Origin of the sequence: Pseudomonas sp., assembly GCF_035512415.1 — a bacterium.
Classification (GTDB): domain Bacteria; phylum Pseudomonadota; class Gammaproteobacteria; order Pseudomonadales; family Pseudomonadaceae; genus Aquipseudomonas.
Window position 1 is genome coordinate 70,558 of the sequence record NZ_DATKDZ010000020.1, and the last position, 26,392, is coordinate 96,949.

Here is a 26,392-nt window from a genome sequence, read left to right on the forward strand (position 1 = left end):
TTCACCGATATGCATCGGGAAGCTCCTGCCAAAGCGTAGCGAACCCCGGCTCAGCCTCGCCAGCTGGACGGCCATTGGTGTAGTAGTAGAGTGCAAGGGATTTGCGATAGACCCCCTCCGGGCAGGTCACCGGCTGGGGGTGCCCATGGTAAGAGTTCGAAGTCGTGCTGAACACGACGCAGCGGTTGAGAATCGGTAGAACACGCTTGGGCGGACCTTGCATGTCCTTGTCCCAGAGCTGCAGATGGCCGCCATATTCTTCCGGCCAATCCTGATTCAGGTACAGCAGGAAGTTGAGGCGGCGATCCAGTGCAAAGTCGCGGTGTGTCGCGAAGTCGGCATGAACTTTGAGAAAGCCGCCACGGCCAATTTGATGAATGCCAGCCCCGCGCAGATTAGGGTCGGGGATCAGTTTTTCGATACCGGTCATCTGGCTAAGGAAGTCGAGAAAGTAATGCGAATTCAGCTCCCAGACCAGCTGCCTGTATGCCTCCGGCATCTGCAGGCAATCGCGGATATTGCGCTTGTCTTTCTGCACATACTCGCCGCTGCTCTTGTCCTTGTGCGTGGCATCGTTCCAGATAGGCAGGTTCTGGTCATAGGGGTACTGCTGCAAGAGTTTCTGCAGCGTGCACTGGGGCAGGAAGTCATCAATTACAATGTGCGGAAATGGCTGATTGTCCTGATAGAGAGGAGCCAGCCGCTCTACAGCCGCCCGCAGCGCCGGATAATTGATCAACAGGCCCGAGTCGGCTGGCATGGCGGTTTGATCACCGATCATTTTTGGAAATGATGCGTTACTCACTAATCAGGGATCCTTTTGTGTCGGCTACTCTCAGAACCATATTGTGCGGCTTGTCGTTGCTGGCCATTCTGCTGACCTCGGGGTGTTCAGGCAATGACTCGGATCAACAACCGCGGCCGAATATCCTGCTGATTCTGACCGATGATCTCGGCAACAACGATATCGCCAGTTGGGGTGATGGCACAGCACCGACGCCGACGCTGGATGAGTTAAGCCGCCAATCCGTGCGATTCCGCCGGCACTTTACCGACAGCACCTGTTCTCCCAGCCGCGCGGCATTGCTGACCGGCCAGCACCCAATCAGTGTCGGCTTTCAAGCAGATGGCCTCGGTCTTTCCCAAGACTTGGAGACACTGCCCGAGGCACTACAGGGGCTGGGCTATCGAACCGCTCATGTCGGCAAGTGGCATGTGGGGGAAGCACTTGAATACCCAGAGATTCAGCCGGGGTATCACGGCTTCGACTACTGGTTCGGCATGCTCAATCATTTCGTTCTCCGGGGTCCTGGGCCAGATGGGAGCATATTGCGTCAGCAACCAACCCATATAGATCCTTGGCTCCAGGATAACGGTATGCCGCCTCGTCAGTATCAGGGCTACCTGGACGATTTACTGACAGACAAGGCAATTGATTTGATGGTAGACAGCGAGCAGCCCTGGTTTATCAACCTGTGGCTGTTCTCACCTCACACGCCATATCAACCATCACCCAGGTTTGCCAATCAATTCCCCGATACCGCCGAGGGGCAATTTCAGTCCATCCTCAAACACATCGATTTCAACGTCGAGCGCCTGCTGGCAAGCCTCGAACGCAAGGGGTTAGCAGAAAACACCATTGTGGTATTCGCCAGCGATAATGGCGGCCCCAATATTACGCAGGACAACAACTTTCCTTTCATAGGGAAAAAGGCCACTTATCTTGAGGGCGGCGTACGTAGCCCTCTATGGCTGCGTTGGCCGGGGCACTATGAAGATGCTGAAATCACAGCAGCAACGCATATCACGGATATTTATCCAACACTACTGGCACTGGCCGGCGGTGAATCGTCAGAAAATATAATGGGGCGCAATCTGCGTCCTTTGATGGACGGGAAGGTCTTGCCGGAACCGGCCGCTTTTTACTGGATGGCGAATGGCGGCGGCCTAAACATGAGCTTTGCCGCTTATTTATTTGACCAATCCAGACTGTTCTATCGCGATATGTTTGGTGGTTTCCAGATGGGACCTATCACCCCGGCGCTCGGGTCGCCACCTGATCAAAGCGGTGGATCCGGCGAGGTAATGGACCGGGCCAGTGCTAACGACTTGATCAAGATCGCTGAACGCAATTTGCGCTGGCTCCCCCTGAATTGGCAGCCGGGCGGAGTCAATCAACCGGCAAGCCTGAGTGGACGAGATTTCCAGCGAGCACCTGCATTTGGCGGATTCAGTATGGGCCTGTCCCTTGATATCAAAAAACTGCATGCCGCGCAGCAAACGCTGCTTGAGCAGGAAGGGGTCTGGCGAGTCGACTGGCTACCCGACCAACGGCTTAGAGTGCTGATCGGCAGCGAAGAGCAACTCAGCATCCCTATTAGTCAGTTAAATCAGGCGTGCAATAGCCTGATGGTGACAACCCACATCAAGCCGCTTAATACATTCCCGTTCCCGGGACCGGCAGCCTCAACTCTAAGGGTTTATTGGAATAATCAGGTCGTTCTCGACAGCGACCGCATACTGACCCGCCCAGCAACCGCCAAATTGCTTAAAAACCCAACATGGATTGGCAACAGCGCCGACGGCAAGCACCCCTTCCTCGGGAAGTTGCTGGGCAAGCCTATCGTGATCAACAAGCTTCTTCTGCGGGAACAACCGGGCTACAGCCTAGAGGACCTGCAGCAGGCCTTGTGTTCCGGTGCAATGTAAACCTTTATGAGGCGCGATATGGTCAGTCATCGAGAACACTTGCCCGAATGCGAGTCTTTGCGCGGTATCGCGATTGTACTGGTCTTCTGTTTTCATTATCTGGGCTCCCTCAGAGGCTACGAACCCTATGACAACATGCCCGCAGGCGCTGGGCTGTTATATGGCGGGAATACTGGGGTCATCCTGTTTTTTGTTCTGAGCGGTTTCTTATTATCCCGCCCATTCTTGCTTGGGGCACCGCTGAATCCCAGCTCTTACCTGCTGCGTCGAGCCCTGCGTATTCTGCCAATGTTCTACCTATTAGTTCTGCTGGCTGGCTTGTGGAGCGGGCAGTGGTGGCAAGCGCTAAATGCTCTGTTCTTCCAAGGCATTCGTGTAGGCGTTCTATCGCCCATGGGTAATGTCTGGTGGAGCCTGGTAGTCGAAGTGCAGTTCTATTTAATATTACCCGTTGCAGTCTGGTTAGCGCGCAGCCCTCGCTATAAGTACCTGTTGTGGCTGTTGGTACCAGTGGCGTGCTATGCCTATTGGCAGGTTTGTACCTCTAAACTGGAGCCAGGCTTCTGGGCCGAACAAAGGGACAGTATTCTGGGGCGATGGCCCCTGTTTGCCGTTGGGGTAGTGCTGGCTTGGACGCATATCCGCATTGCCGTCTGGGCGCAGCGCTTGTCGGGACATGGTTGGCTGGGCTTACTGTTGGTTGTTGCTGCACTAGGGATTTTAAACTTACTGGTGGAGCACCGCGCGTTCACACTTGGTATGTATGCCCATGTGTTCTGGTATGAGCATTACTTGCTGGAAGCTTTAGCGTGGGGTGCTTTTATATTGGCGCTTCTTAACTTCAGATTTCCGGGATACCGTCTACTGGTGAATCCCTTACTGCATCGCTTCGGCCAGTGGTCGTACTCCATATACCTGACTCACAGCTCGGTTATTTTCTTTATGCTTAAGGGTGATACGGTTTTGCGTCTTTCTTGGCACCCAGACGGCTGGGGCGAAACAGCCTTGCTGGGGATAGCCCTCTTCCTACTCTCTTCGGCTATATCAGCCTTTACCTACCGCTGGATAGAATTGCCCTTCCTGCAACTGAAATCAATGCCTTGGAGCAAGTCACCCAGACCGAGCTCGGCCGCTGGTAATGTGTAGACAACCATGCCTACCTATGACTTTTTTCACAGGTATTACACGGGAGCGTAGCAATTCCGAGTCGAGTCGCACCCTTATGCGAATGTCAATTTGTGACCTCCCGGGCTTGCCAGAAAACTTAGAACCCTACCGGTGCTTTATGCCTATCGACCTTGAGCCATTGAACGAGCCTTGTTGTTTTGCTAGGTAGCTGCCTAGGAACAAACCGTCGCTTAGTGGCATACGGTTTTGTGTTCTTGCTGCTATCGGCAGGGCTAACCGTTTGGTTCAGAACCGACTCGCTGCGTCCAATACACCCCATATCGGGCGACCACTGGGTATCCGAAGACAGCTGCCAGACCTGCCACCAGCCGCAACACCAGAGCTGGCAAGGCTCTCACCACCACCTGGCCATGCAGAGTGCAAACGAACACTCGGTATTGGGGGACTTCAATGACCATACTTTTGTCGGTCAGCGGGCACGCACCCATTTTCAGCGCAAGGCCGATGGCTTCTGGGTGAGCACCACAGGTGCCGATGGACAACCGGCTGACTACCCTGTCGCCTTCACCTTTGGTGTAGAGCCGCTGCAGCAGTACCTGCTGGCGTTGCCCGACGGGCGGCTACAGGCGTTCGACGTAGCCTGGGATACGCAAAAAGAACAATGGTTCGAGCTCTATCCAGACCAGCAGATCGAACATGACAACGCCTTGCACTGGGCGGGGCCGAATCAGAACGCAAACTTTATGTGCCTCGAGTGCCATACCACAGGCTTCAAACGCAACTACGATCCGCTTACCGACCGCTATGCCAGCACCTGGCAGGCTCTCGGGGTGGGCTGCCAAAGTTGCCACGGGCCCGCAGCAGGTCACCTGGAATGGCTGAAGCGTCCAACCGAAAAGGCAGGCTATGGCTTTTCATCCGCGGCCGTGGACGACAGTGCAGGAAGAGAGGCCGAGGTTTGCGGTCGCTGCCACAGCCGCAGGGCCGCACTCAGCGATGGTTACCAGCATGCCAATCGCATGATGGATGACTACCTACCCAGCATCCTTAGCCCAGTTCTCAATGAAATTGATGGCAAGATCAAAGACGAAGTCTTCGAGTACGGCTCCTTCGTACAGAGCCGCATGTATGCCGCCGGCGTGCGTTGCACGGACTGCCACAACCCTCACTCCGCCGAGCTACGCACCACGGGAAATGCCCTGTGCACGCAATGCCACAACCCATCGGGGCAGGCAGCCCGGCCGGGCATCGACTCCAGCGGGCTGATATCCAAGAATTACGACTCGCCGGAGCATCACCGGCATCAGCAGGAAACAGTGGCGGCTCAATGCATCAGTTGCCATATGCCGGCCCGCCACTTCATGGTCAAGGATCAGCGCCACGATCATAGCTTCAGTGTGCCAAATCCGGCTCAGGCCCTGAAGTTAGGGCACGGCGACGCTTGCCTTGGCTGCCATACGGAGATGCCACTGGCTCGCCTGCAAACGCAGTTCAAACAGCTGTTCAGTAACCCTCAGTCCAGGGATAACGGCTATGCATCGACTTTATTCGCCGCCCGGCACGGAGGGGAAGGCGCACTGGCGGCCGTACTGGAGCAATTGCAGCGCGAAGACCTGCCTGCCATTCGTAGGGCGACCTTGCTGGCAGAGCTGTATCGCTACCCTTCGCAACGCACGCTGCGCTCCATTCTTCAGGCGCTGGCGCACAGCGAGCCGCAAGTGCGCGAGGTGGCAGTAAGCAGCCTGGCCGCCCTGGCCCCTGAAAGACTGCAGATGCAGGCGCTCAGTCCCGTGTTACAGGACCCCGTACGCGCGGTGCGTATCGCCGCAGCCTGGCAAATAGCACAGCTCCCACAGACGGGCCGCGCGGCTCCTGCGGGCTTCGAGCAGGCCATCCGCGAATACGAGCAGGGGCAACGCAGCCTCCGCGAGCGCCCAGAGGCAAATGTAAACCTGGCCATGCTTTACCAATTGGACGGCAGGACAAAGGATGTGGAACCCGCGCTACGAGAAGCCTTGAAACGTGATCGGCGGTACCAGCCAGCCAGAATCCTGCTCGCTCAGTGGCTTGAGTCGCAAGGTGACGCCCAAGCAGGAATCAAGCTGCTTGAAGAAGGGCTTAACCAATCGCTAGACAATCCCGGAGAGACAGCCGAAGCCAGGGAAAACTATGCGGAGAAGCAGCGTTCATCCGCTATAAATACGCACCTTGAGCCTACCGCCAACAACACTTCAGCAACCCCGTCAGTTTTCCAACAGCCCGATGAACGCCATGCCAAGGACGCGGCCCTGCATCATGCCCTGGCCATGGCCAGTGTTCGCCAGGGGCAACGCGGCAAGGCCTTGAACCACCTGGAAAAAGCCCACAACCAGGCCCCCGACAACAGTGATTACCTCTACGCCTATGCCATAGGGCTACATGAAAGTGGGGAAAAGGCCGAAGCAGAAAAACTGCTCGACATCGGGCTCAAGCGAGACCCGACCAATAGAGCCATTCGCCAAGCGTTGTTGGCTTATGCCGCACAAGCCGGGGATAAGGACAAAACCGCTTTACTCCTCAGAACGCTTCAAGCCATCAACCCGGAAGACCCACTACTGGCGCAATAGCGAGAAGGACTTGAGTAGCTGATATTTTCTCAGGACAAACAAAAACCCCCACGGCAGCCAGGCTTCCGTGGGGGTCAGTGATCAGCTATCGCTCAACGGCCTGTGGTTACTCCACCGCCTTAACCATATCCTCGATCACCTTCTTCGCGTCGCCGAAGACCATCATGGTCTTGTCCATATAGAACAGTTCGTTATCCAGACCGGCGTAACCGCTGGCCATGGAGCGCTTGTTGACGATCACGGTCTTGGCTTTGTAGGCCTCGAGGATCGGCATGCCGGCGATTGGCGACTTGGGGTCGTTCTTCGCGGCCGGGTTGACCACGTCGTTGGCACCCAGCACCAGCACCACGTCGGCCTGGCCGAACTCGGAGTTGATGTCGTCCATCTCGAACACTTGCTCGTAAGGCACTTCGGCCTCGGCCAGCAGGACGTTCATATGGCCCGGCATACGCCCGGCAACCGGGTGGATCGCGTACTTCACGGTGACGCCACGGTGGGTCAGCTTCTCTGCCAGCTCCATCAGCGCGTGCTGGGCACGGGCTACCGCCAGGCCGTAGCCGGGAACGATGATCACGGTGTCGGCGTTGGTCAGCAGGAAGGCCGCATCGTCGCTGGAACCGGATTTCACCGGGCGAGCTTCCTGAGCACCGGCCGGACCAGCGGCTTCAGTCGCGCCACCGAAACCACCGAGGATCACGTTGAAGAACGAGCGATTCATCGCCTTGCACATGATGTACGAGAGGATCGCGCCTGATGAGCCCACCAGGGAACCGGCGATGATCAGCATCGAGTTGTTCAGCGAGAAGCCGATACCGGCAGCCGCCCAGCCCGAGTAGCTGTTTAGCATCGACACCACCACCGGCATATCCGCGCCGCCAATCGGGATGATGATCAGCACGCCAATCACGAACGCCAGGGCAACCAGGATGGCGAAGGCGGTGATGTTGCCGGTGAAGGTGTACACCAGGCCCAGGCCGAGAATTGCCAGACCGACCGCCAGGTTGATCCAGTGCTGGCCCTTGAACTGTACCGGTGCGCCCTGGAACAGGCGGAACTTGTACTTGCCCGAGAGTTTGCCGAAGGCGATCACCGAACCGGAGAAGGTGATGGCACCGATGGCCGCACCGAGGAACAGCTCCAGACGGTTACCGGCCGGGATCGCATCGCCCAGGGCAGCAACGATACCCAGGGACTGCGGCTCGACTACTGCGGCAATGGCGATAAACACCGCAGCCAGGCCGATCATGCTGTGCATGAAAGCGACCAGCTCAGGCATCTTGGTCATTTCCACGCGCTTGGCCATCACGGTGCCGACGCTACCGCCGACCAGCAGGCCGACAATCACGTAGCCGATACCGGCGGTGGCGATCTCGCTGCCGAGCTTGTAGATCAGGCCCACGGTGGTCAGCACCGCCAGACCCATGCCGAGCATGCCGAACAGGTTGCCGCGCCGCGAGGTGGTCGGGTGCGACAGGCCCTTGAGCGCCTGGATAAAGCACACCGAGGCGATGAGGTAGAGAACAGTGATCAGATTCATGCTCATCAATGCTTCTCCACTGCAGCGGCTTTAGGCGCTTTCTTCTTGAACATTTCCAGCATGCGCCGGGTTACCAGGAAGCCGCCGAACACGTTGACCGCAGCCAAGGCCACGGCCAGGGTGCCCATGGTCTTGCCCAGCGGGGTTACGGTCAGCGCCGCAGCCAGCATGGCCCCGACGATAACGATCGCGGAAATCGCGTTGGTCACCGCCATCAATGGGGTGTGCAGGGCCGGTGTGACGTTCCAGACCACGTGGTAGCCGATATAGATCGCCAGCACGAAAATGATCAGGTTGTAGATGCCGTCGGAAATCATATCCATGGTTGTTCTCCCCTTAGCCGTTGGTTCGTACGACTTGGCCGTCCGCGCACATCAGGCACGCTTTGACGATGTCGTCTTCGAGGTTGAGGTGGAACTTGCCTTCGCCGTCGATCACCAGCTTGAGGAAGTCCAGCAGGTTACGTGCGTACAGCGCCGAAGCATCGGCCGGCACCAGGGCCGCCAGGTTGCTATGGCCGACGATGGTCACGCCGCTGCTGACGACCACCTGCTCAGCCACGGTCAGCGGGCAGTTGCCGCCTTGCGCTGCAGCGAGGTCGATAACCACCGAGCCCGGCTTCATTTCCGCCACGGTGGCGGCATGCAGCAGGGTCGGGGCCTTGCGACCCGGGATCAGCGCGGTGGTGATAACGATATCGGCCTGCTTGGCGCGCTCGTGCACCGCCTTGGCCTGACGCTCCATCCACGAAGCCGGCATCGGCCGCGCGTAGCCGCCAACGCCTTCGGCGCATTCGCGCTCTTCATCGGTCTCGCACGGCACATCGACGAACTTGGCCCCCAGGGATTCGATCTGCTCCTTCACCGCCGGACGCACGTCCGAGGCCTCGATCACCGCACCCAGGCGCTTGGCCGTGGCGATGGCCTGCAGGCCGGCGACACCGGCACCGAGCACCAGAATGCGCGCGGCCTTTACGGTACCGGCGGCAGTCATCAGCATCGGCATAAAGCGCGGATAGTGGTGGGCGGCCAGCAGCACGGCTTTGTAGCCGGCGATGTTGGCCTGGGAGCTGAGCACATCCAGGCTCTGCGCGCGGGAGGTGCGCGGCGCGGCCTCCAGGGCGAAAGCGGTGATGCCGCGGGCATTCAGACGGGCGATGGTCTCGTTGCTGAACGGGTTGAGCATGCCGACCAGCACCGCGCCGGTCTTCATATGGCTCAGTTCGACGTCGCTGGGGGCGAGCACTTTCAGCACCAGATCAGCACCGAAGGCAGCAGCATCGTTACCGATAGCCGCGCCAACAGCTTCATAGGCGCTGTCCGGAATGCTTGCGCTAACGCCGGCACCGGTCTGCACCGTGACCTGATGGCCCTGGCCGATCAGCTTCTTGAGGGTTTCGGGAGTCGCGGCAACGCGCGTCTCGCCTGCATGGGTTTCGAGAGGAACACCGATGTGCACGTCAATTCTCCTGCGTGATCTTTTTGGTGAACCGGCGCACTGCGGATGGCACGCGGGCATTAGGGAGGATCAGCACAAACCCGCGCGAGCAGAAGCTGCACTAAGACGGGGCGCGGCATTTTGCAGGCGAAGGCCACGGGCTTCAAGGCGTTATGAAGTAAAACCTTGGGATAACTACAAGTCATCTGCTGACCGGCCATTCAGCTTTACGGGTTACAGCCCCAACCCACAAGGTCTGCAGCGATATTTCCGGGTAAATCGGGGGAGCCGGCCATCAGCCCCGTCTATGCAGCCCCATCATTTCGATGGGCAGCCCAGACAACCATAGCCCAAGCCAGGGATTCAGAGGGTTTTAGCTGCTTTTGCGTGCAATAAATAGAACATTAGCAACGCACCTTTTTTATCGGAATGTAGCAAATAGCATTATTGACTACGGGGTCAGCTTGTTTGCAGGAGCTGCCATTTCTAGGGCTGCGTCAACTTGCAGAGCACGGCCGAGAGTAACAGGTGACAGAGCGTTGACCCGACACCGCGCCAGACCCTTGGCGACTGTTGTCTATTTCAAACTGCTGGCCTCGGCATAGGCCCGGGCCTCCCGTACCAGCCAGTCGCGCAGGGCCAGCAGCGCCGCCGACTCCAGCTTGCGCTCGGGGATGATCAGGTAATAAGCCTTGTCGCTCGGCTGGTTATAGCTCGAAGCAATCACCAGACGGCCCTCGTCCAGCTCGCGGCGAATAAGAAAGGGCGGAATCAGGGCAATGCCCATCTCATGCATGGCCGCCTGGGCCAGCATGGAAAACAGCTCGTAGCGCGGCCCGCTCATGTCCCGCGGGATGCTCAGACCCTGGGCGTTGAACCACTGGCGCCAGGCATAGGGCCGGGTGGTCTGCTGCAGCAGCGGCAGGCTGGCGATCTGCTCGGCGCTCAGTTCACCTGCGCCCTCAAGCAGCGCCGGGCTGCACACCGGCATGGGATTTTCGCGCATCAGCAGGTGCGAGCGGGTGCCCGACCAGTCGCCATCGCCGAAATACACCGCGGCGTCGAACTCGGTGTCGGCAAACAGAAAGGGCCGAGTGCGGTTGGTCAGGTTGACCGTGACCTCCGGGTGCAAGCGCTGGAAGTCCTTCAGCCGCGGCAGCAGCCACTGGGTGCCGAAGGTCGGCACCACCGCCAGCTCGATGCTCATCGCCCCCTGCTGGCCCATCACCGCCAGGGTGTCGCGCTCCACCGCATCCAGTTGGGTCGCCACCCGGCGAGCGTAGGACAGGCCGGCCTCAGTCAGCTTGACCCCACGTCGCGAGCGGCGGAACAGCTCGACGTTGAGAAACTCCTCCAGGCTGGCGATCTGCCGACAGATGGCGCTCTGGGTCAGGCTGAGTTCTTCCGCGGCCCGGGTGAAACTCTGGTGCCGCGCCGCTGACTCGAAGGCGACCAGGGCGGCAGTACTGGGAATCTTGCGACGCATTTATGCGACAGCCTCACTGATAAATCGAAAATGGCCCACTAAAACTATCTCGAAGTGCGGATTACGCACAATAGCGTGCGTAATCCTCGTTTGCCTGCTGCGCGGATGCCACCTAGGATCAGTCACACACTCTGTAGTCGCGGCCCGGGCCGTGCTTCTTCACCATCTGATTCGAGGTTTTCACCATGGCCAAGGCAAGCTTCAACTGGATCGACCCGCTGCTGCTCGACCAGCAACTGACCGAAGAAGAGCGCATGGTGCGCGACAGCGCTCAGCAGTTCGCCGCCGACAAGCTGGCCCCGCGGGTAATCGAAGCCTTCCGCCATGAGCAGACCGACCCGAAGATCTTCCGCGAGATGGGCGACACCGGCCTGCTCGGCGCGACCATCCCCGAAGCCTACGGTGGCAGCGGCCTCAACTACGTGTGCTACGGCCTGATCGCCCGTGAAGTGGAGCGCATCGACTCCGGCTACCGCTCGATGATGAGCGTGCAGTCGTCCCTGGTGATGGTGCCGATCTTCGAATTCGGCAACGAAGCAACCAAGCAGAAGTACCTGCCCAAACTGGCCAGCGGCGAATATATCGGCTGCTTCGGCCTGACCGAGCCGGACCATGGCTCCGACCCGGGCAGCATGATCACCCGGGCGAAAAAGGTCGACGGCGGTTACCGCCTGAGCGGCGCGAAGATGTGGATCACCAACTCGCCCATCGCCGATGTATTCGTGGTCTGGGCCAAGGATGATGCCGGCGAGATTCGCGGCTTCGTCCTGGAAAAAGGCTGGCAGGGCCTCAGCGCCCCGGCGATTCACGGCAAGGTCGGCCTGCGCGCCTCGATCACCGGCGAAATCGTGATGGACAACGTATTCTGCCCGGAAGAAAACGCCTTCCCCGATGTGCGCGGCCTCAAGGGCCCGTTCACCTGCCTCAACTCCGCTCGTTACGGCATCAGCTGGGGCGCGCTGGGTGCCGCCGAAGACTGCTGGCACACCGCCCGCCAGTACACCCTGGACCGCAAGCAGTTCGGCCGCCCACTGGCCGCCAACCAGCTGATCCAGAAGAAGCTGGCCGATATGCAGACTGAAATCACCCTGGCGCTGCAAGGCTGCCTGCGCCTCGGCCGGATGAAGGACGAAGGCACCGCGGCGGTGGAAATCACCTCGATCATGAAGCGCAACAGCTGCGGCAAGGCCCTGGATGTCGCCCGCCTGGCCCGCGACATGCTCGGCGGCAACGGCATCAGCGACGAATTCGGCGTAGCCCGCCATCTGGTCAACCTGGAAGTGGTGAATACCTATGAAGGGACCCACGATGTGCATGCGCTGATCCTTGGCAGAGCTCAGACTGGTATTCAGGCGTTTTTTTAAACCTGCTACGTAGGATGGGTTAGCCGCGCAGCGGCGTAACCCATCACTCGGCCCGATGGGTATCGCGTTGCTCAACCCATCCTACGTTCGTCACGAGGTCTACCCATGCCCGGCGCACTCTCGCATATCCGCGTTCTCGACCTCTCCCGCGTACTCGCCGGGCCTTGGGCCGGGCAGATTCTCGGCGACCTCGGGGCCGAGGTGATCAAGGTCGAACGCCCCGGCACGGGCGACGATACCCGTCACTGGGGCCCGCCCTATGTGAAAGACAGCGAGGGCAACGACTCGCGTGAGGCGGCCTATTTCCAGAGCGCCAACCGCAACAAACAGTCGGTGACCCTGGACTTCACCCAGGCCGAAGGCCAGCGCCTGGTGCGCGAGCTGGTGCAGAACTGCGACGTGCTGCTGGAGAACTTCAAGGTCGGCGGCCTGGCGGCCTACGGCCTCGATTACGATTCGTTGAAAGCGCTTAACCCGCGCCTGATCTACTGCTCCATCACCGGCTTCGGGCAAAACGGGCCCTACGCCAAGCGAGCAGGTTACGACTTTATGATTCAGGGCCTCGGCGGGCTGATGAGCCTTACCGGCAAACCCGAAGGCGAGGAGGGTGCCGGCCCCATAAAGGTCGGCGTCGCCCTCACCGATATCCTCACCGGCCTGTACGCCACGGTCGGCGTGCTGGCCGCACTCAACCAGCGCGAGCAGTCCGGCCTCGGCCAGCATATCGATGTGGCGCTGCTCGACGTGCAGGTGGCCTGCCTGGCCAACCAGGCGATGAACTACCTCAACACCGGGGTCGCACCCAAGCGCCTGGGTAATGCCCACCCCAATATCGTGCCCTACCAGGATTTCCCCTCGGCCGATGGCGACTTCATTATCGCCGTGGGCAACGACGGGCAATTCCGCAAACTTTGCGAGGTTGCCGGCCTTCCGGCTTTGGCCGACGACCCGCGTTTTTCTTCCAACCAGGCCCGCGTCGCCCACCGCGCCGAGCTGATTCCGCTGCTGCGCCAGGCCACGGTGTTCAAGAGCACCGCCGAATGGATCGCCCTGCTGGAACAGGCCGGCGTGCCGTGCGGGCCGATCAACGATCTGGCCCAGGTATTCGATGACCCCCAGGTTAAAGCCCGCGGCCTGCGCATCGAACTGCCCAACGGCCTGGGCAGCACCACCCCACTGGTGGCCAGCCCGCTGCGCCTGTCGCAGACCCCGGTGGAATACCGCAACGCACCACCGCTGCTCGGCGAACATACCGAACAGGTGCTAAGCCGCCATCTGGGCCTAAGCGCGGAACAACTGGCCACCTTGCGCGCCGCCGGTGTGCTTTAAACCGCCCGAGCTCTAATCGGCCACATAGGGTGCGCCGCGTGTTCACCAAGAGCCCGCCGTCTACCCCGGTGCGCACGGCGCACCCTACCGATGCCGAGCCTGCAGCTATACCCGTCACCTGACAGGTTGTTGAACAAGGCTATGTACCCGCTGGCTGTTGCGCGATTGCCCGGCATACGCCGATTAGTCCCCTCGCCCCTCTGGGGGCGGCCGGCTAGGAGAGGGCTAGGGAGAGGGGAGCATTCGCCGCGGAGTCGCCTCTCCTACAAGAGACCGCGTATGCAACAGTTAACGGGTACATAGCCTTAAACACTCCAGGTGAGGCAGGTCAAAACAGACGTGAACCAATTAAGCCCGCGCTGCGTAAAGGAAGGGATGTCCCCCGCTGACAACCGCTGACCTTGCCGCCCCCTCAAGCTGACTCTATAGATGCCGCAGTGCGCATTGCCGGTGGCACCGGGGCCAATACTTCCTTCTAGCTGCTGCAGTACAACAAGCGGGCCATTCTCGACCCGTATTTCCTTGTGCTCGGTGCAGGCGTCGACACCTGGAAACTCCTAGAAGCGGCCGACCGACCGCGAAACAGCCACACCAGCAAGGAACACAGCATGTTCACGCGCACTGATCTCGCTTTCACCAGTCACGGCATTACCTGCAAGGGCTACCTGTATATGCCGGCGGAAGCCAAAGGGCCGGTGCCCTGCGTGATCATGGGTCACGGCTTTGCCGCCACCCGCGAATGCGGCATCGCGCCCTTTGCCGAGGCCTTCGCCAACGCCGGTTATGCCGCCTTTATGTTCGACTACCGGCACTTCGGGGCCAGCGACGGCCAACCGCGTCAACTGCTGGTGCCGTCGCGGGAAGTGGAAGACTGGCTCTGCGCCATCGCCTTCGTGCGCCAGCTCGATGGCATCAAGCCTGACGCCATCGCCCTGTGGGGCACCTCCTTCGGTGGCGGCCTCGTCACAGTCGCCGCGGCACGCGACGGTAATGTGCAGGCCATCATTGCTCAATGCCCGATGATGGACGGCCTGGCCTCGGCGCTCGAAGTGATCCGCTATGCCGGCATAGCCCATGTACTGAAACTCAGCGCCCACGGTGCTGTAGATATCACCCGCGCCCTGCTCGGCATGTCACCGCACTACATTGCTTCCGCCGGGCGTCCCGGCGAAGTGGCAGCAATGACTGCAGCCGATTGCTATGACGGCTATCTCGCCCTGGTGCCCGCAGGTGTGCCGAACAAAGTGGCCGCGCGCGTCTCCAGCACCCTGATGACCTTCCGACCGGTAACGCAAGCACACAAGGTCACTTGCCCGGCGCTGATCCAGATTTGCGAGAAGGACACCGTAGCTCCGGTGGCAGCGGCAGAGAAAGCCGCAAAGAAAATGAAGCACGCAGAAGTGCGCCGTTACGACATGGGGCATTTCGACATCTATCAGGGGGCGAATCGGGAGAAGAGTGTTGCGGATCAGTTGGCGTTTCTACTGAAGACCTTCTCCCGGTAAATCATTAGCAGGCCCCGTAGGGTGCACCGCGCGCACCACGACCTCGCGGCCGGCCCTGGCGCACCCGGCTCTCTCTACCCATGCCGAGCGTGCAGCTTGATGCATCATCTATCCCGGCTGGCCAGGCTACCAGCCAGGCAGATAACCCAGCAGCAGCGCCCACAAACCAACCACCACGCGCCATCGAAAAAGCACGGGCGAAACCCTGCCGCCCCGATGGTGCAATGCTCAGCTCGCGCCAGCGATCACGCCGCCACGCAACAGGGTTGCTGCAGCTTGCGCAATTGCTGCTGCGCGGCCAGGCGCAGCACATAACCCAGCTTGAGCAGGCCTGGGCCGATGATCGTCAGCGAGTGCGCCGTGACCAGGCTGCCCATGCTCAGCTGCGCCTCCAGGCCATACGCGCCAAGCAACCCGCTGAGCAACAGCAGCACACCGGCCAGCAGCATGCGATTCGCCAGTTGCAGTACCCGCAATGGGCAGGATAGATACGCCAACATAATCACCTCCTAGACCAGGTTATTAACCGTCCAGCGCGCTGGCCGGGCCGAAGAACTCATAGTGGCTCTGCCCGGGCGGCACGCCGAGTTCCTGCAGGTGCCGCTTGATCTGCGCCATAAAGGGCTTGGGCCCGAGGAAGTAAGCGTCCAGATCGCGTTGCTCGGGCAACCATTGCTCCAGTTGCTCTAGGCTGAGAAAGCCCTCGGCATCGGCCTTATCGCCCGCCCGCGGCTCGCTGTAGCACACGTAGTGACGCAGCTGCGGACGCTCAGCGCCCTGGCTGTCGACCCAGTCGCGGAAGGCATGCACCCCGGCGTGCCGCGCGCAGTGGATAAAGTGGATTTCGCGGCCACTGTCGCGCGCCGCCTCCAGCATGCTCAGCGCCGGGGTGATACCGACGCCCGCGCTGATCAGCACCAACGGCTTGTTCGACTCACGCAGGACGAAGTCCCCGGCCGGCGCAAACAGCTCAAGGCTGGCACCCACCTGCAACTGGTCATGCAGGTAATTGGACACCTTGCCGCCCACCTCGCGCTTGACGCTGATGCGGTACTCGCGGCCATCGCCCAGGGCCGACAGCGAATAGTTGCGGCGCTGCTCCTCGCCGTCCAGCAGCAAACGCAGGCCGATATATTGCCCCGCCTGGAACGGCGGCAGGCTGCCGCCATCGGCCGGAGCCAGGTACAACGAGACGATTTCCTCGCTCTCCTGCACCTTGCGGCTCAGGCGAAAACTGCGCGCACCACGCCAGCCACCTGGAGCATCGGCCGTGGCGGCATAGACGCTCTCCTCGGCCTCGATCAGGATGTCCGCCAGTTGGCCATAGGCCCCGGCCCAGGCGGCGATCACCTCATCGGTGGCAATCTCGGCACCCAGCACTTCACGGATCGCCTGCAACAGGCAGCTGCCGACAATCGGGTAATACTCGGGGAGGATCTGCAGCGACACATGCTTGTTGACGATCTGTCCTACTAGAGGACCCAAAGCCTCGAGTTTGTCGATATGCCGGGCGTACATCAGCACCGCATTGGCCAGGGCGCGCTGCTGGCTGCCGCTGGCCTGGTGCGCCTGGTTGAACAGCGCGCGCACCTCGGGGTACTGGCTGAACATCAGTTGGTAGAAGTGCCGGGTCAGGGCTTCGCCGCCGGTTTCCAGCAGCGGTACGGTGGCCTTGATCAGGGTGATCTGTTGCGGGCTGAGCATGGGGTGACTCCTGCAGGGCTGACACGCCGCGCTTGCTGACGTGCTAAGTTCATATCACCCTGATTACTACAGAAATCGTGCCACTAAATTTATCTATATATTTCAATTAGTTAATAATCATGCTGTGTTTATGACAGCAAATATTTCGAGTCTAAATGACTGCTAAAGTGTCCTTATGACAGCAAACCCACTGCTCACCGCGCTGATTCCCCTGGTTGCCGACCTGGCCCGCGAACTGCCCGAAGCCGAACGCTATCGCCGTCTGCTGCAGGCCCTGCGCCAGCTGCTGCCCTGCGATGCCGTGGCCCTGCTCAGGCTCGATGGCGAGCAACTGGTGCCCCTGGCGGTCCTTGGCCTGAGTGTCGACACCCTCGGCCGGCGCTTCAAACTCAGCGAACACCCGCGCCTGCAGGCCCTGCTGAGCCAACGCGGGCCAACCCGCTTCGCCACCGACTGCGAACTGCCCGACCCTTACGACGGCCTGGTCGAGGGCCATCGCGGCCACCTCCAGGTGCACGACTGCCTTGGTTGCCCGCTGTATGTGCAGGACCAACCCTGGGGCCTGCTGACCCTGGATTCCCTCGACCCGGCCAGCTTCGGCAGCGTCGACCTGGACAACTTGCAAGCCTTCGCCAGCCTGGCCGCCGCCACCGTGATGGCCAACGAGCGGATCAGCCTGCTGCAGCGCCGGGCCGAGGACGAACACCAGTTGGCGGAAATCTATAAGCAGGCCGCCGGCCAGCAGCGCCCGCGCGAACTGATCGGCCAGAGCGCGGTGCATAAACAGCTGCAGCAGGAAATTGCCCTGGTCGGCGACAGCGAACTGAGCGTGCTGATCAGCGGTGCCACCGGGGTCGGCAAGGAACTGGTGGCCGAAGCCATTCACGCCGCCTCGCCACGGGCGGCGCGGCCGCTGATCAGCCTCAACTGCGCGGCGCTGCCGGACAACCTGGTGGAGAGCGAACTGTTCGGCCATGTGCGCGGAGCCTTTACCGGGGCCCACAACGAACGTCGCGGCAAGTTCGAACTGGCTGACGGCGGCACCCTGTTTCTCGACGAGGTCGGCGAACTGCCACTGGTGGCCCAGGCCAAGCTGCTGCGCGTGTTGCAGAGCGGCCAGTTGCAGCGGGTCGGAAGCGACCGCGAGCAACGGGTCAATGTGCGCGTGCTGGCGGCGACCAACCGCGATCTGGCCGAAGAGGTGCGCGCCGGACGTTTTCGCGCCGACCTCTACCACCGCCTCAGCGTCTACCCACTCAAGGTGCCGACGCTGCACGAGCGCGGCCGCGACGTATTGCTGCTGGCCGGCTACTTCCTCGAGGAAAACCGCGCACGCTTGGGCCTGCGCAGCCTACGCCTGAGCAGCGAAGCGCAGAAGGCCCTGCTGGCCCACGACTGGCCCGGCAACGTGCGCGAGCTGGAACACCTGATCGGCCGCGCCGCGCTCAAGGCCCTGTCGGCCTGCAACGAACGCCCGCGCATCCTCAGCATCGACACCCGCGCCCTCGACCTGCCCGACAGCCAGCCCAGCGCACCCAACCCCACGCCCAGCGCCCCCACCGAACACAACAGCCTGCCCCTGCGCGAAGCCCTGGACGCCTACCAGAAACAGCTGATCAGCCAGACCCTCGCCCGCCACCAACACAAATGGTCCCCCGCCGCCCGCGAACTCGGCATCGACCGCGCCAACCTGATCCGCCTGGCGCGGCGTCTGGGTTTGAACTGAAGCAAGCCCGCCCATGCCGCCCGGATAGAGCTGCAGAAACGCAAAAGGCCCCAGGTTTTCACCCGAGGCCTTTTGCTATTAAAGATAACCCCAAATATGTACTGGAATGCCTCGTAAAGCATCCACGCATGCGTTTTGGCTGGCCCCCAACCAACATCCTTGGAATACTTCAGCCCATTGCGCATAGCACCACTCCGAACCTCTCAAGCAGAACCCAATGACCAAAGAGCAGTTACAGAAACTCGAAACCGATCTTTGGCGCGCCGCCGATAACCTTCGCGCCAACTCCGACCTCAAGGCCAGCGAATATTCCACCCCGGTATTGGGGCTGATCTTCCTCAAGTTCGCCGACAACAAGTTCAAGCAGCACGAGAAGGCCATTCATCGCGACTTTCTCGCCTACAAGGACACCCGCCTGGAGAAGTCGCTGGCCGATATCGCCATCGAGAAATGCGGCTTCTACCTGCCCGACCACGCCCGTTACGACTACCTGCTTAACCTGGAGGACAGCAAAGACATCGCCAAGGCCATCAAGGAAGCGATGAAGGCCATCGAGGAGTACAAGCCTGAGCTGCAAGGCGTGCTGCCCCAGGACGAATACTTCCGCCTCACCCGCTCGGCGCAGAACAAGGGCATCCCCAAAGAACTGCTGCGCACCTTCAACGACATTCCCCAGAATGCCAGCGGCGATATCTTTGGCCAGATCTACGAATACTTCCTCGCCGAGTTCGCCCTCTCCGAAGGCCAGGGCGGCGGCGAGTTCTTTACCCCGCGCTCGGTGGTCAAGCTGATGGTGGAAATCATCGAGCCCCACGGCGGCAAGGTCTACGACCCGGCTTGCGGCTCGGCGGGTATGTTTGTGCAATCAGCGCAATTTATTGAGCAGCACCGCCATGACGCTAATCACGCCAATGACGGCGATATCTATGTCTACGGCCAGGAAAAAACCCTGGAAACCGTCAAGCTGGCCAAGATGAACCTGGCGGTCAACGGCCTGCGGGGCACCATCATGCAGGCCAACAGTTACTACGAAGACCCGCACAACAGCTTCGGCCAGTTCGACTACGTGATGGCCAATCCACCGTTCAACGTCGACGACGTATCCCTGGCCACGGTGGAGAACGACCGTCGCTTCAACACCTACGGCATCCCGCGCAACAAATCCAAGGCCAAGAAGGGCGAAGAAGGTAAGGAAACCGTACCCAACGGCAACTACCTGTGGATCAGCCTGTTCGCCACCTCGCTCAAGCCCAAGGGTCGCGCTGCGCTGGTGATGGCCAACTCGGCTTCCGATGCCCGCCACTCCGAGGCCGAGATTCGCCAGGCGCTGATCGACAACAACCTGATCTACGCCATGCTCAGCCTGCCGTCGAATCTGTTCTACACCGTCACCCTGCCGGCTACGTTGTGGTTCTTCGATAAGGCCAAGCAGGACAAGCGCATCCTGTTTATCGACGCGCGCAATATCTTCACCCAGCTCACCCGCTCCCTGCGCGAGCTGAATGACGAGCAAGTGCAGAACATCGCCATCATCAGCAAATTGCACCGCGGCCAGCGTGATGAGTTCGTGCGCCTAGTCGATGGCTACTTCGCCGCCGGCGTGGCGCGCCTGGTGGAAAACCAGCCGCATATTCAGCCGTTATCCGAGCAACTGCTGGATATGCTGCAGGAAGCCGAAGGCCGTGCAGCGGTGCAAGCCCTGCGTGAGCAATGGATCGAACTCAAGCCGCTGCAGGATGCCTACGTCGCTTACCAGGCCAAGCACCTGGACGATGCCGAGGTGGATGCGAAGAACCAGGCCCAGCATGCCCTGCGCGAAACCTTCGACCCCTTCTTCGCCGGCCTGCATGCCAACCTCAAACGCCTGGACAAGGCCGTGCGCCAGCACGAAAAGCGCCTGGCCGAAGCCGCCAAGGCTGAAGGCAAGCGCGGCAGTACCGACCGCGAAACCAAGGCGCTGAAAACCGCCCTGGAAAAACTGCATGGCGAAGTGAAAGGTGCGGAAAGCTACTTCCAGCATATTCACTGGCTGCAAGAGCGTTTTCCCGCTGCCCAATACGAAGACGTTACCGGCCTGTGCAAACTGGCCACCCCGGAAGAAGTGAAAGAACAGGACTACTCGCTCAACCCCGGCCGCTATGTCGGCGTGGTGATCGAGGAAGACGGCAAGACCGAGGAAGAATTTATCGACGGCCTGCTGGCCATGAATGACGAACTGACCCGCCTCAACAGTGAGGCCCGCGAGCTGGAAGCCGTAATCGCCCACAATATCCGCCAACTGACTGGCGAGGTCTGAGTGCGGCTGCCAGTCTTGGGTCGTACCCACAAGGAGCGTTACCGATGAAAAAGGACTTGATCGTCAAACTGCATGCCGCCTTCGAAGACATCGTTCAGCGTCACGCGGAAACCGCCACCGAGTTCTGGCTGGCCCGTGAGCTGCAACCGATGCTCGGTTATGCCCGTTGGGAAAACTTCGCCAAAATCATCGACAAGGCCAAGGCCTCCTGCGAGGCGGCGGGCAATCTGGTCGACGACCATTTTCGTGATGTCACGAAAATGGTCAGCCTCGGCTCCGGCTCCCAGCGCGCCGTCGAGGATATCGCCCTGACCCGCTACGCCTGCTACCTGATCGCGCAGAACGGCGACCCGAGCAAGGAGCCCATCGCCTTCGCCCAGACCTACTTCGCCCTGCAAACCCGCAAACAGGAGCTGATCGAACAGCGCCTGGCGGAAAGCGAACGGCTGGTCGCGCGCAAAAAGCTCACCGCCTCGGAAAAGCAGCTGTCCAGCGTGATCTACGAACGCCTGGGTGAGGAACAGAGCTTCGCCCGCATTCGCAGTCGCGGCGATCAGGCGCTGTTCGGCGGCGTCAGCACCCAGCAGATGAAGGAACGCCTCGGCGTACCGCAGAGCCGTCCACTGGCCGACTTTCTGCCGACCATCACCATCAAAGCCAAGGACTTCGCCAACGAAATCACCAACTTCAATATCAAGAAAGACGACCTCGACAGCGAGCGCGAAATCACCAACGAGCATGTAAAGAACAACGCCGATGTACGAGCGCTGCTCAGTGATCGCGGCATAGTGCCCGAACAGCTACCGCCCGCCGAAGACCTGAAAAAGATCGAGCGCCGGCATACGGCTGAGGCCAAGAAGCTGCCGAAGACGGTAGAGCGGTTGGATGATGAGTCAAAGCATGAGTAATGGCGGCTACGACAGCATAATTATGCTGATAGGTCAGGCTAAGGAATGACAATGCATTACGAAAAAGCCTGTGATTTAGTCACTTTCAAGACGGGGAAGCTCGACTCGAATGCGGCTGAAGAAGAAGGTAAGTACCCATTTTTTACCTGCGCTCAGACGACCTACAGAATCAACTCTTATGCTTTCGATACGGAGTGCGTTCTGCTCGCGGGCAACAATGCGGGCGGGATATTTCCGCTCAAATATTACAAAGGGAAGTTTAACGCCTACCAGCGCACCTACATTATTCAAAGTAGAAATGCACAGGTGCTCAATATCAAGTATCTATATTTTTACTTGCGCCCATACTTGAAGGCGTTTGAGCAGGAAGCAACAGGGGCAACAACAAAATTCCTCACTCTCAAAATTCTTAATAATTTGCGAGTGGCGCTTCCTCCTGTTGGTGTCCAGGAAAAAATCGCTGCCGTTCTCTCCACCTACGACGATCTGATCGAAAATAACCGTCGTCGTATTGAGCTGTTGGAACAAATGGCCGAGGAGCTTTACCGCGAATGGTTTGCACGCTTCCGCTTTCCTGGATACCAGCAGGCGAAATTTGAGAAAGGAATACCAGCAGGCTGGGTCGTGGCTGAACTGTCCAAACTAGCAGAGGTTAATGCCAGGAGTATTCGCAAAAGTCGTGAGCCTCAGAAGGTTCACTACCTTGACATTGGCTGTGTCTCCACCAATGAATATACCCTGCCGGAGTCTATAGATTTTAATAACGCACCTGGGAGAGCGCGCCGCATTGTAAAGCATGGCGATATTATCTGGTCATCAGTTCGACCTGCAAATCGTGCCTATTGTTTGATTTATGATCCACCAGAAAATTTAGTTGCCTCAACGGGTTTTGCAGTCATATCCCATCGCCAGCAGGTTCCTTACAGTTTCTTGAAAATGGCCGTTACTACTGACTCTTTTGTTGAACAAATGACAGTGGTGGCGAAAGGCTCTGCGTATCCAGCAACCAGTTTTGAGGATTTTGAGAAAGCAAAAATTTTGCTTCCTCCGGACGGGCTGCTTAAAGAATTTGATAGGCATGTCGAGCCCTTGCTGAAGAAAATTAATAAGCTTTCGAAAGAAGATCACATCTTGCGTCAGTGTAGGGAGTTGCTGCTTCCCCGCCTGATCTCCGGCAAACTCCCAGTCGACCAACTGGATATCCAGTTTCCCCCCAGCATGCGCGAGGCCGCCGCGGCCCGACAGGAAGTAGCCCATGCCTAATCTGTTTTCCGAGGACGATATCGAGCGCACCCTGCTGGGTCGGTTGCGTGAGCAATATGGCTATGAATTGCTCAACTGCATGACTGCGCAGCCGGGTGACTTGCAGGATGGCTCCGGCCGCCGCGACAAGCGCGATGTAATCCTCGGCGACAGATTGCAGGCCGCCGCCCGGCGGTTAAACCCGCAGATACCCGATGCGGCGCTGGAACAAGCCCTGGCGCAATTTGCCGAGCGCCGCCAGGCCATGACCCTGGTGGCCGCCAACCGCGAACTGGATGCGTTGCTGCGTGACGGCATCGCCGTGCGTTACCAGCAGGACGGCCAATGGCAGCAGGAGCAGCTGCGGCTGATCGACTTCGCCGAGGCGAGCAATAACGACTTTCTCGCCGTAACCCAGCTGTGGATCAAGGGCATCAACGACAAGTACCTGCGCCCGGATGTGCTGCTCTACGTAAACGGCATTCCGCTGGTATTTATCGAGCTAAAAAACTCGAATATTCCGGTGCGCAATGCCTACGACGACAACCTGGTGCGTTACCGGCAGAGTATTCCGCAACTGTTTCTGACCAACGCCTTCTGCGTACTCAGCAATGCCCTGGAAACCCGCGTCGGCAGTCTGACTGCCGAGTGGGAGCACTTCTTTAGCTGGCTGCGGGTGGACGACGAGAAGGAAAAGCTCGACCGCGCACAGATCAAGGAACAAGGCACCAGCATCGAGCGGGTGATCGACGGTCTGTTCGCTCCCGAGCGGCTGCTGGATTACGTGGAAAACTATGTGCTGTTCCACAAGCAGACGCAGAAGATCATCGCCCAGAACCACCAGTTTATCGGCGTCAACCGTGCCTTCACGCGCTTCCAGCAGCGCAAGGCCCTACGCGGCAAGCTCGGCGTGTTCTGGCACACCCAAGGCTCGGGCAAGAGCTTTTCGATGATCTTCTATGCGCGCAAGATCCTGCGCAAACTGCCGGGGCACTTCACCTTTCTGGTGGTCACCGACCGCGACGATCTCGACGGGCAGATTTTCCGCAACTTTCTCAATACCGGCACGGTGCAGAGCCACGAAGCCGCCAGGCCGAAAAACAGCGAAGAGCTGCGCGCCTTCCTCGGCCAGAGCAAGCGCCTGGTGTTCACTCTGATCCAGAAGTTCCGCTACGACAAAGGCAAGGCTTACCCGCTGTTGTCCAATCGCGACGATATCGTGGTGATCGTCGATGAGGCGCACCGTACCCAGTACAAGAGCCTGGCGGAAAACATGCGCGCCGGCCTGCCCAAGGCCAACTTCGTCGCCTTTACCGGCACGCCGCTGCTGGGCCGTGAGCGTAAGACCAACCAGTGGTTTGGCGATTACGTCTCGGAATACAACTTCCAGCAGTCGATGGACGACGGCGCCACCGTGCCGCTGTTCTACCAGAAGCGCGTGCCCGAGGTGCTGATCCAGAACGACGACCTCAGCGAGGAGTTCTACCAAATCCTCGAAGAGGAAAATCTCGACGAAGCGCAGCAGGAAAAGCTCGAACGCCAGTTCGCCCAGGAAGTGCAGGTGATCAAGCGCGACGACCGCCTGGAAACCATCGCCCGCGACATCGTCTACCACTTCCCGCGCCGTGGTTATCTGGGCAAGGGCATCGTTATCGCCGTGGACAAGTTCACCGCAGTAAAGCTGTACGACAAGGTGCAGCGGCTGTGGAAGGAAGAACTAAAAGCCCTGCGCGGGCGGATCAAGGACACGCCCAACGAGGTGGAAAAGGCCCGGCTGAAAAAGATCGTCGCCTATATGCACGCTGTGCAGATGGCCGTGGTAATCAGCGAGGAAGCCGGCGAGGAGGAGAAGTTCAAGCTGCAAGGCCTGGAAGTCGCCCGCCATCGCCAGCGCATCAATGCACTCGACGAGCACGGCCATGATGTCGAACAAAATTTCAAAGATCCCGAACACCCGCTGCAACTGGTGTTCGTCTGCGCCATGTGGCTGACCGGTTTCGACGCGCCGACTGTTTCCACCCTGTACCTCGACAAGCCGATGAAGGGCCACACCCTGATGCAGACTATCGCCCGCGCCAACCGGGTGACCTCGCATCAGATCAACGGGGTGAGCAAGAGCAACGGCGAAATCGTCGATTACTACAACGTCTTCCGCAATATGAAGCAGGCACTGAAGGACTACGCCCAGGGCGAGGAAGGCACGGACGAACCGCCGGTGCAGGACAAGAGCGTATTGCGCGGGCTGCTGGACGATGCCATCGCTGAAGGCCTGGGTTACTGCCACGAACGAGGTATTGCCCTGGAAGACGTGTTGGGCCGCGAGGAGATCTTCAAGAACCTCAGCCGCTTTAATGAATTTGCCGACATCCTGCTCGGCAACGAGGAGTGGCGCAAAACCTTCAACGTCTACCAGAACACCATTGCTGCCCTGTACGAGGCCTGCAAACCGGAAATCCTCGGCCACCGTTCCGTACGAGTGGTGGCGGCCTTCGATTACCTGCGCGGGGTGATCGACAGCCTGGTCGAGCAGGTGGATATCGACCGGGTAACTCGGCGTATCGACGAGCTGCTGGATGAAAGCGTGGTGGTGGATAACGCCGAAGCCTTTCATCACCAAGAGTTCCAGGGGGCCTATCAGATCGTGCGCAAGGGCCGCACCTGGGATCTGAGCAAGATCGACTTCGACAAGCTGCGCGAAGAGTTCAAAAGGACCGCTTACAAGAATATTGAGATCGCCGACCTACGTGGCTTTCTGGAGAAGAAGGTGGCGCAGATGCTGGCCGTGAATAAAACCCGCAGCGACTTCGCCCAGCGCCTGCAGGAAATTATCGACCGCTATAACGCTGGCGGTTCAGCCACCGAGGATTACCACGAAGAACTGCTGCGTTATCTGGAAGCGCTGAGCGCCGAAGACGACCGTCATATCCGCGTGGGCCTGAGCGAAGACGAACTGGAGCTGTTCGACCTGCTGAAAAAGGACAGCATGACCCAGGACGAGACCCAGAAGGTCAAACTGGCCGCCAAGTCGCTGCTGCAGCGCTTGCTGGACGGTCAGCCCAAGGTTCTGGTGCAGGACTGGTTCAAGGACAGCCAGACCCAGCGCAGCGTGCGCTCGGCGGTTGAGCAGGTATTACACAGCAACCTTCCGGAAAGCTACGACCGGGTGCTATTCAAGGAGAAGTGCGACAACATCTTCGAGCTGGTACTGGATTACGCCAGCCAGGGGCGTAAGTGGGCGGCTTGACGCTTCCCCGATAGTTCTCGCCAAACGAAAAAGCCCCTGGGATTAACCAGGGGCTTTTCTATATTTGGTGCACCAGGCGGGATTCGAACCCACGACCACTGCCTTCGGAGGGCAGTACTCTATCCAGCTGAGCTACTGGTGCAGCGCGGGCGCAATCATACCCATGTCGCT

The 26,392-nt window shown here is 59.7% G+C and carries 18 protein-coding genes and 1 tRNA gene; 11 read left to right on the forward strand and 8 right to left on the reverse strand.

The window, feature by feature from the left end:
• Nucleotide 1: 1 nt before the first annotated feature.
• Entirely contained in the window at nucleotides 2–805 is an 804-nt protein-coding gene (locus tag VMP31_RS10305; protein WP_325506735.1) for a 2OG-Fe(II) oxygenase, read from the reverse strand.
• A 17-nt stretch (nucleotides 806–822) separates the two neighbouring features.
• Between VMP31_RS10305 and VMP31_RS10310 the strand changes: the two genes are divergently transcribed.
• From VMP31_RS10310 to VMP31_RS10320, 3 genes are all read left to right on the forward strand, one after another.
• Nucleotides 823–2,709 carry a sulfatase family protein gene (locus VMP31_RS10310; protein WP_325506737.1) on the forward strand — a complete coding sequence of 629 codons (1,887 nt, stop codon included), beginning with the start codon at nucleotides 823–825 and terminating at the stop codon, nucleotides 2,707–2,709.
• A gap of 18 nt (nucleotides 2,710–2,727) precedes the next feature.
• Entirely contained in the window at nucleotides 2,728–3,855 is a 1,128-nt protein-coding gene (locus VMP31_RS10315; protein WP_325506739.1) for an acyltransferase, read from the forward strand.
• Between the two features lie 230 nt (nucleotides 3,856–4,085).
• Nucleotides 4,086–6,443 (forward strand): tetratricopeptide repeat protein, encoded by a 2,358-nt coding sequence (locus VMP31_RS10320; protein ID WP_414705446.1) that lies wholly within the window; start codon nucleotides 4,086–4,088, stop codon nucleotides 6,441–6,443.
• Nucleotides 6,444–6,549: 106 nt separating this feature from the next.
• On the opposite strand, the gene VMP31_RS10325 is transcribed toward VMP31_RS10320, so the two are convergent.
• The 4 genes from VMP31_RS10325 to VMP31_RS10340 form a co-directional block, all read right to left on the reverse strand.
• Nucleotides 6,550–7,986 carry an NAD(P)(+) transhydrogenase (Re/Si-specific) subunit beta gene (locus tag VMP31_RS10325; protein WP_325506741.1) on the reverse strand — a complete coding sequence of 479 codons (1,437 nt, stop codon included), beginning with the start codon at nucleotides 7,984–7,986 and terminating at the stop codon, nucleotides 6,550–6,552.
• Nucleotides 7,986–8,303, reverse strand: coding sequence for an NAD(P) transhydrogenase subunit alpha (locus VMP31_RS10330; RefSeq protein WP_305252752.1), 318 nt, complete (start codon nucleotides 8,301–8,303; stop codon nucleotides 7,986–7,988). Before VMP31_RS10330 ends, VMP31_RS10325 begins: the two co-directional genes overlap by 1 nt.
• A 13-nt stretch (nucleotides 8,304–8,316) precedes the next feature.
• Nucleotides 8,317–9,438, reverse strand: coding sequence for a Re/Si-specific NAD(P)(+) transhydrogenase subunit alpha (locus tag VMP31_RS10335; protein WP_325506745.1), 1,122 nt, complete (start codon nucleotides 9,436–9,438; stop codon nucleotides 8,317–8,319).
• Nucleotides 9,439–9,994: 556 nt separating this feature from the next.
• The gene (locus VMP31_RS10340; RefSeq protein WP_325506747.1) at nucleotides 9,995–10,903 is read right to left on the reverse strand and encodes a LysR substrate-binding domain-containing protein; all 909 of its coding nucleotides are present in this window, start codon (nucleotides 10,901–10,903) and stop codon (nucleotides 9,995–9,997) included.
• A gap of 185 nt (nucleotides 10,904–11,088) precedes the next feature.
• On the opposite strand from VMP31_RS10340, the gene VMP31_RS10345 reads away from it, so the two are divergent.
• From VMP31_RS10345 to VMP31_RS10355, 3 genes are all read left to right on the forward strand, one after another.
• The gene (locus VMP31_RS10345; RefSeq protein ID WP_325506749.1) at nucleotides 11,089–12,267 is read left to right on the forward strand and encodes an acyl-CoA dehydrogenase; all 1,179 of its coding nucleotides are present in this window, start codon (nucleotides 11,089–11,091) and stop codon (nucleotides 12,265–12,267) included.
• 105 nt (nucleotides 12,268–12,372) lie between these two features.
• On the forward strand, nucleotides 12,373–13,596 hold the full coding sequence (locus tag VMP31_RS10350) for a CaiB/BaiF CoA-transferase family protein (RefSeq protein ID WP_325506751.1): 1,224 nt from the start codon (nucleotides 12,373–12,375) through the stop codon (nucleotides 13,594–13,596).
• A 608-nt stretch (nucleotides 13,597–14,204) separates the two neighbouring features.
• Nucleotides 14,205–15,101, forward strand: a complete 897-nt coding sequence (locus tag VMP31_RS10355) for an alpha/beta hydrolase (protein WP_325506753.1) — start codon at nucleotides 14,205–14,207, stop codon at nucleotides 15,099–15,101.
• A 245-nt stretch (nucleotides 15,102–15,346) separates the two neighbouring features.
• Here the strand turns inward: VMP31_RS10355 and VMP31_RS10360 are convergent, their stop codons facing one another.
• Together VMP31_RS10360 and hmpA are read right to left on the reverse strand one after the other, a co-directional pair.
• The gene (locus VMP31_RS10360; RefSeq protein WP_325506755.1) at nucleotides 15,347–15,601 is read right to left on the reverse strand and encodes a transmembrane sensor/regulator PpyR; all 255 of its coding nucleotides are present in this window, start codon (nucleotides 15,599–15,601) and stop codon (nucleotides 15,347–15,349) included.
• A 22-nt stretch (nucleotides 15,602–15,623) separates the two neighbouring features.
• Complete coding sequence (gene hmpA / locus VMP31_RS10365) at nucleotides 15,624–16,805, reverse strand: NO-inducible flavohemoprotein (protein ID WP_325506757.1); 1,182 nt, start codon at nucleotides 16,803–16,805, stop codon at nucleotides 15,624–15,626.
• A gap of 175 nt (nucleotides 16,806–16,980) precedes the next feature.
• On the opposite strand from hmpA, the gene norR reads away from it, so the two are divergent.
• The 5 genes from norR (at nucleotide 16,981) to VMP31_RS10390 (ending at nucleotide 26,221) form a co-directional block, all read left to right on the forward strand.
• Nucleotides 16,981–18,531: a nitric oxide reductase transcriptional regulator NorR gene (gene norR / locus VMP31_RS10370; RefSeq protein WP_325506759.1), complete on the forward strand. Its 1,551-nt coding sequence runs from the start codon at nucleotides 16,981–16,983 to the stop codon at nucleotides 18,529–18,531.
• 217 nt (nucleotides 18,532–18,748) lie between these two features.
• Nucleotides 18,749–20,827, forward strand: coding sequence for a class I SAM-dependent DNA methyltransferase (locus VMP31_RS10375; RefSeq protein WP_325506761.1), 2,079 nt, complete (start codon nucleotides 18,749–18,751; stop codon nucleotides 20,825–20,827).
• A gap of 44 nt (nucleotides 20,828–20,871) precedes the next feature.
• The gene (gene dinD / locus VMP31_RS10380; protein ID WP_325506762.1) at nucleotides 20,872–21,735 is read left to right on the forward strand and encodes a DNA damage-inducible protein D; all 864 of its coding nucleotides are present in this window, start codon (nucleotides 20,872–20,874) and stop codon (nucleotides 21,733–21,735) included.
• A 51-nt stretch (nucleotides 21,736–21,786) separates the two neighbouring features.
• Nucleotides 21,787–22,998 (forward strand): restriction endonuclease subunit S, encoded by a 1,212-nt coding sequence (locus VMP31_RS10385; protein WP_325506764.1) that lies wholly within the window; start codon nucleotides 21,787–21,789, stop codon nucleotides 22,996–22,998.
• The gene (locus tag VMP31_RS10390) at nucleotides 22,991–26,221 is read left to right on the forward strand and encodes a type I restriction endonuclease subunit R (protein WP_325506766.1); all 3,231 of its coding nucleotides are present in this window, start codon (nucleotides 22,991–22,993) and stop codon (nucleotides 26,219–26,221) included. Before VMP31_RS10385 ends, VMP31_RS10390 begins: the two co-directional genes overlap by 8 nt.
• A 65-nt stretch (nucleotides 26,222–26,286) precedes the next feature.
• On the opposite strand, the gene VMP31_RS10395 is transcribed toward VMP31_RS10390, so the two are convergent.
• Nucleotides 26,287–26,363: transfer RNA gene (locus tag VMP31_RS10395), tRNA-Arg, on the reverse strand.
• Nucleotides 26,364–26,392: the final 29 nt, after the last annotated feature.

Excerpts from the sequence above, each read along its gene's own strand:
- VMP31_RS10315 (WP_325506739.1), top strand. The coding sequence starts at position 2,728 with ATGGTCAGTCATCGAGAACACTTGCCCGAATGCGAGTCTTTGCGCGGT.
- VMP31_RS10325 (WP_325506741.1), bottom strand. The coding sequence starts at position 7,986 with ATGAGCATGAATCTGATCACTGTTCTCTACCTCATCGCCTCGGTGTGC.
- VMP31_RS10330 (WP_305252752.1), bottom strand. The coding sequence starts at position 8,303 with ATGGATATGATTTCCGACGGCATCTACAACCTGATCATTTTCGTGCTG.
- VMP31_RS10340 (WP_325506747.1), bottom strand. The coding sequence starts at position 10,903 with ATGCGTCGCAAGATTCCCAGTACTGCCGCCCTGGTCGCCTTCGAGTCA.
- VMP31_RS10345 (WP_325506749.1), top strand. The coding sequence starts at position 11,089 with ATGGCCAAGGCAAGCTTCAACTGGATCGACCCGCTGCTGCTCGACCAG.
- VMP31_RS10350 (WP_325506751.1), top strand. The coding sequence starts at position 12,373 with ATGCCCGGCGCACTCTCGCATATCCGCGTTCTCGACCTCTCCCGCGTA.
- VMP31_RS10355 (WP_325506753.1), top strand. The coding sequence starts at position 14,205 with ATGTTCACGCGCACTGATCTCGCTTTCACCAGTCACGGCATTACCTGC.
- VMP31_RS10360 (WP_325506755.1), bottom strand. The coding sequence starts at position 15,601 with ATGTTGGCGTATCTATCCTGCCCATTGCGGGTACTGCAACTGGCGAAT.
- hmpA (WP_325506757.1), bottom strand. The coding sequence starts at position 16,805 with ATGCTCAGCCCGCAACAGATCACCCTGATCAAGGCCACCGTACCGCTG.
- norR (WP_325506759.1), top strand. The coding sequence starts at position 16,981 with ATGACAGCAAACCCACTGCTCACCGCGCTGATTCCCCTGGTTGCCGAC.
- VMP31_RS10375 (WP_325506761.1), top strand. The coding sequence starts at position 18,749 with ATGACCAAAGAGCAGTTACAGAAACTCGAAACCGATCTTTGGCGCGCC.
- dinD (WP_325506762.1), top strand. The coding sequence starts at position 20,872 with ATGAAAAAGGACTTGATCGTCAAACTGCATGCCGCCTTCGAAGACATC.
- VMP31_RS10385 (WP_325506764.1), top strand. The coding sequence starts at position 21,787 with ATGCATTACGAAAAAGCCTGTGATTTAGTCACTTTCAAGACGGGGAAG.
- VMP31_RS10390 (WP_325506766.1), top strand. The coding sequence starts at position 22,991 with ATGCCTAATCTGTTTTCCGAGGACGATATCGAGCGCACCCTGCTGGGT.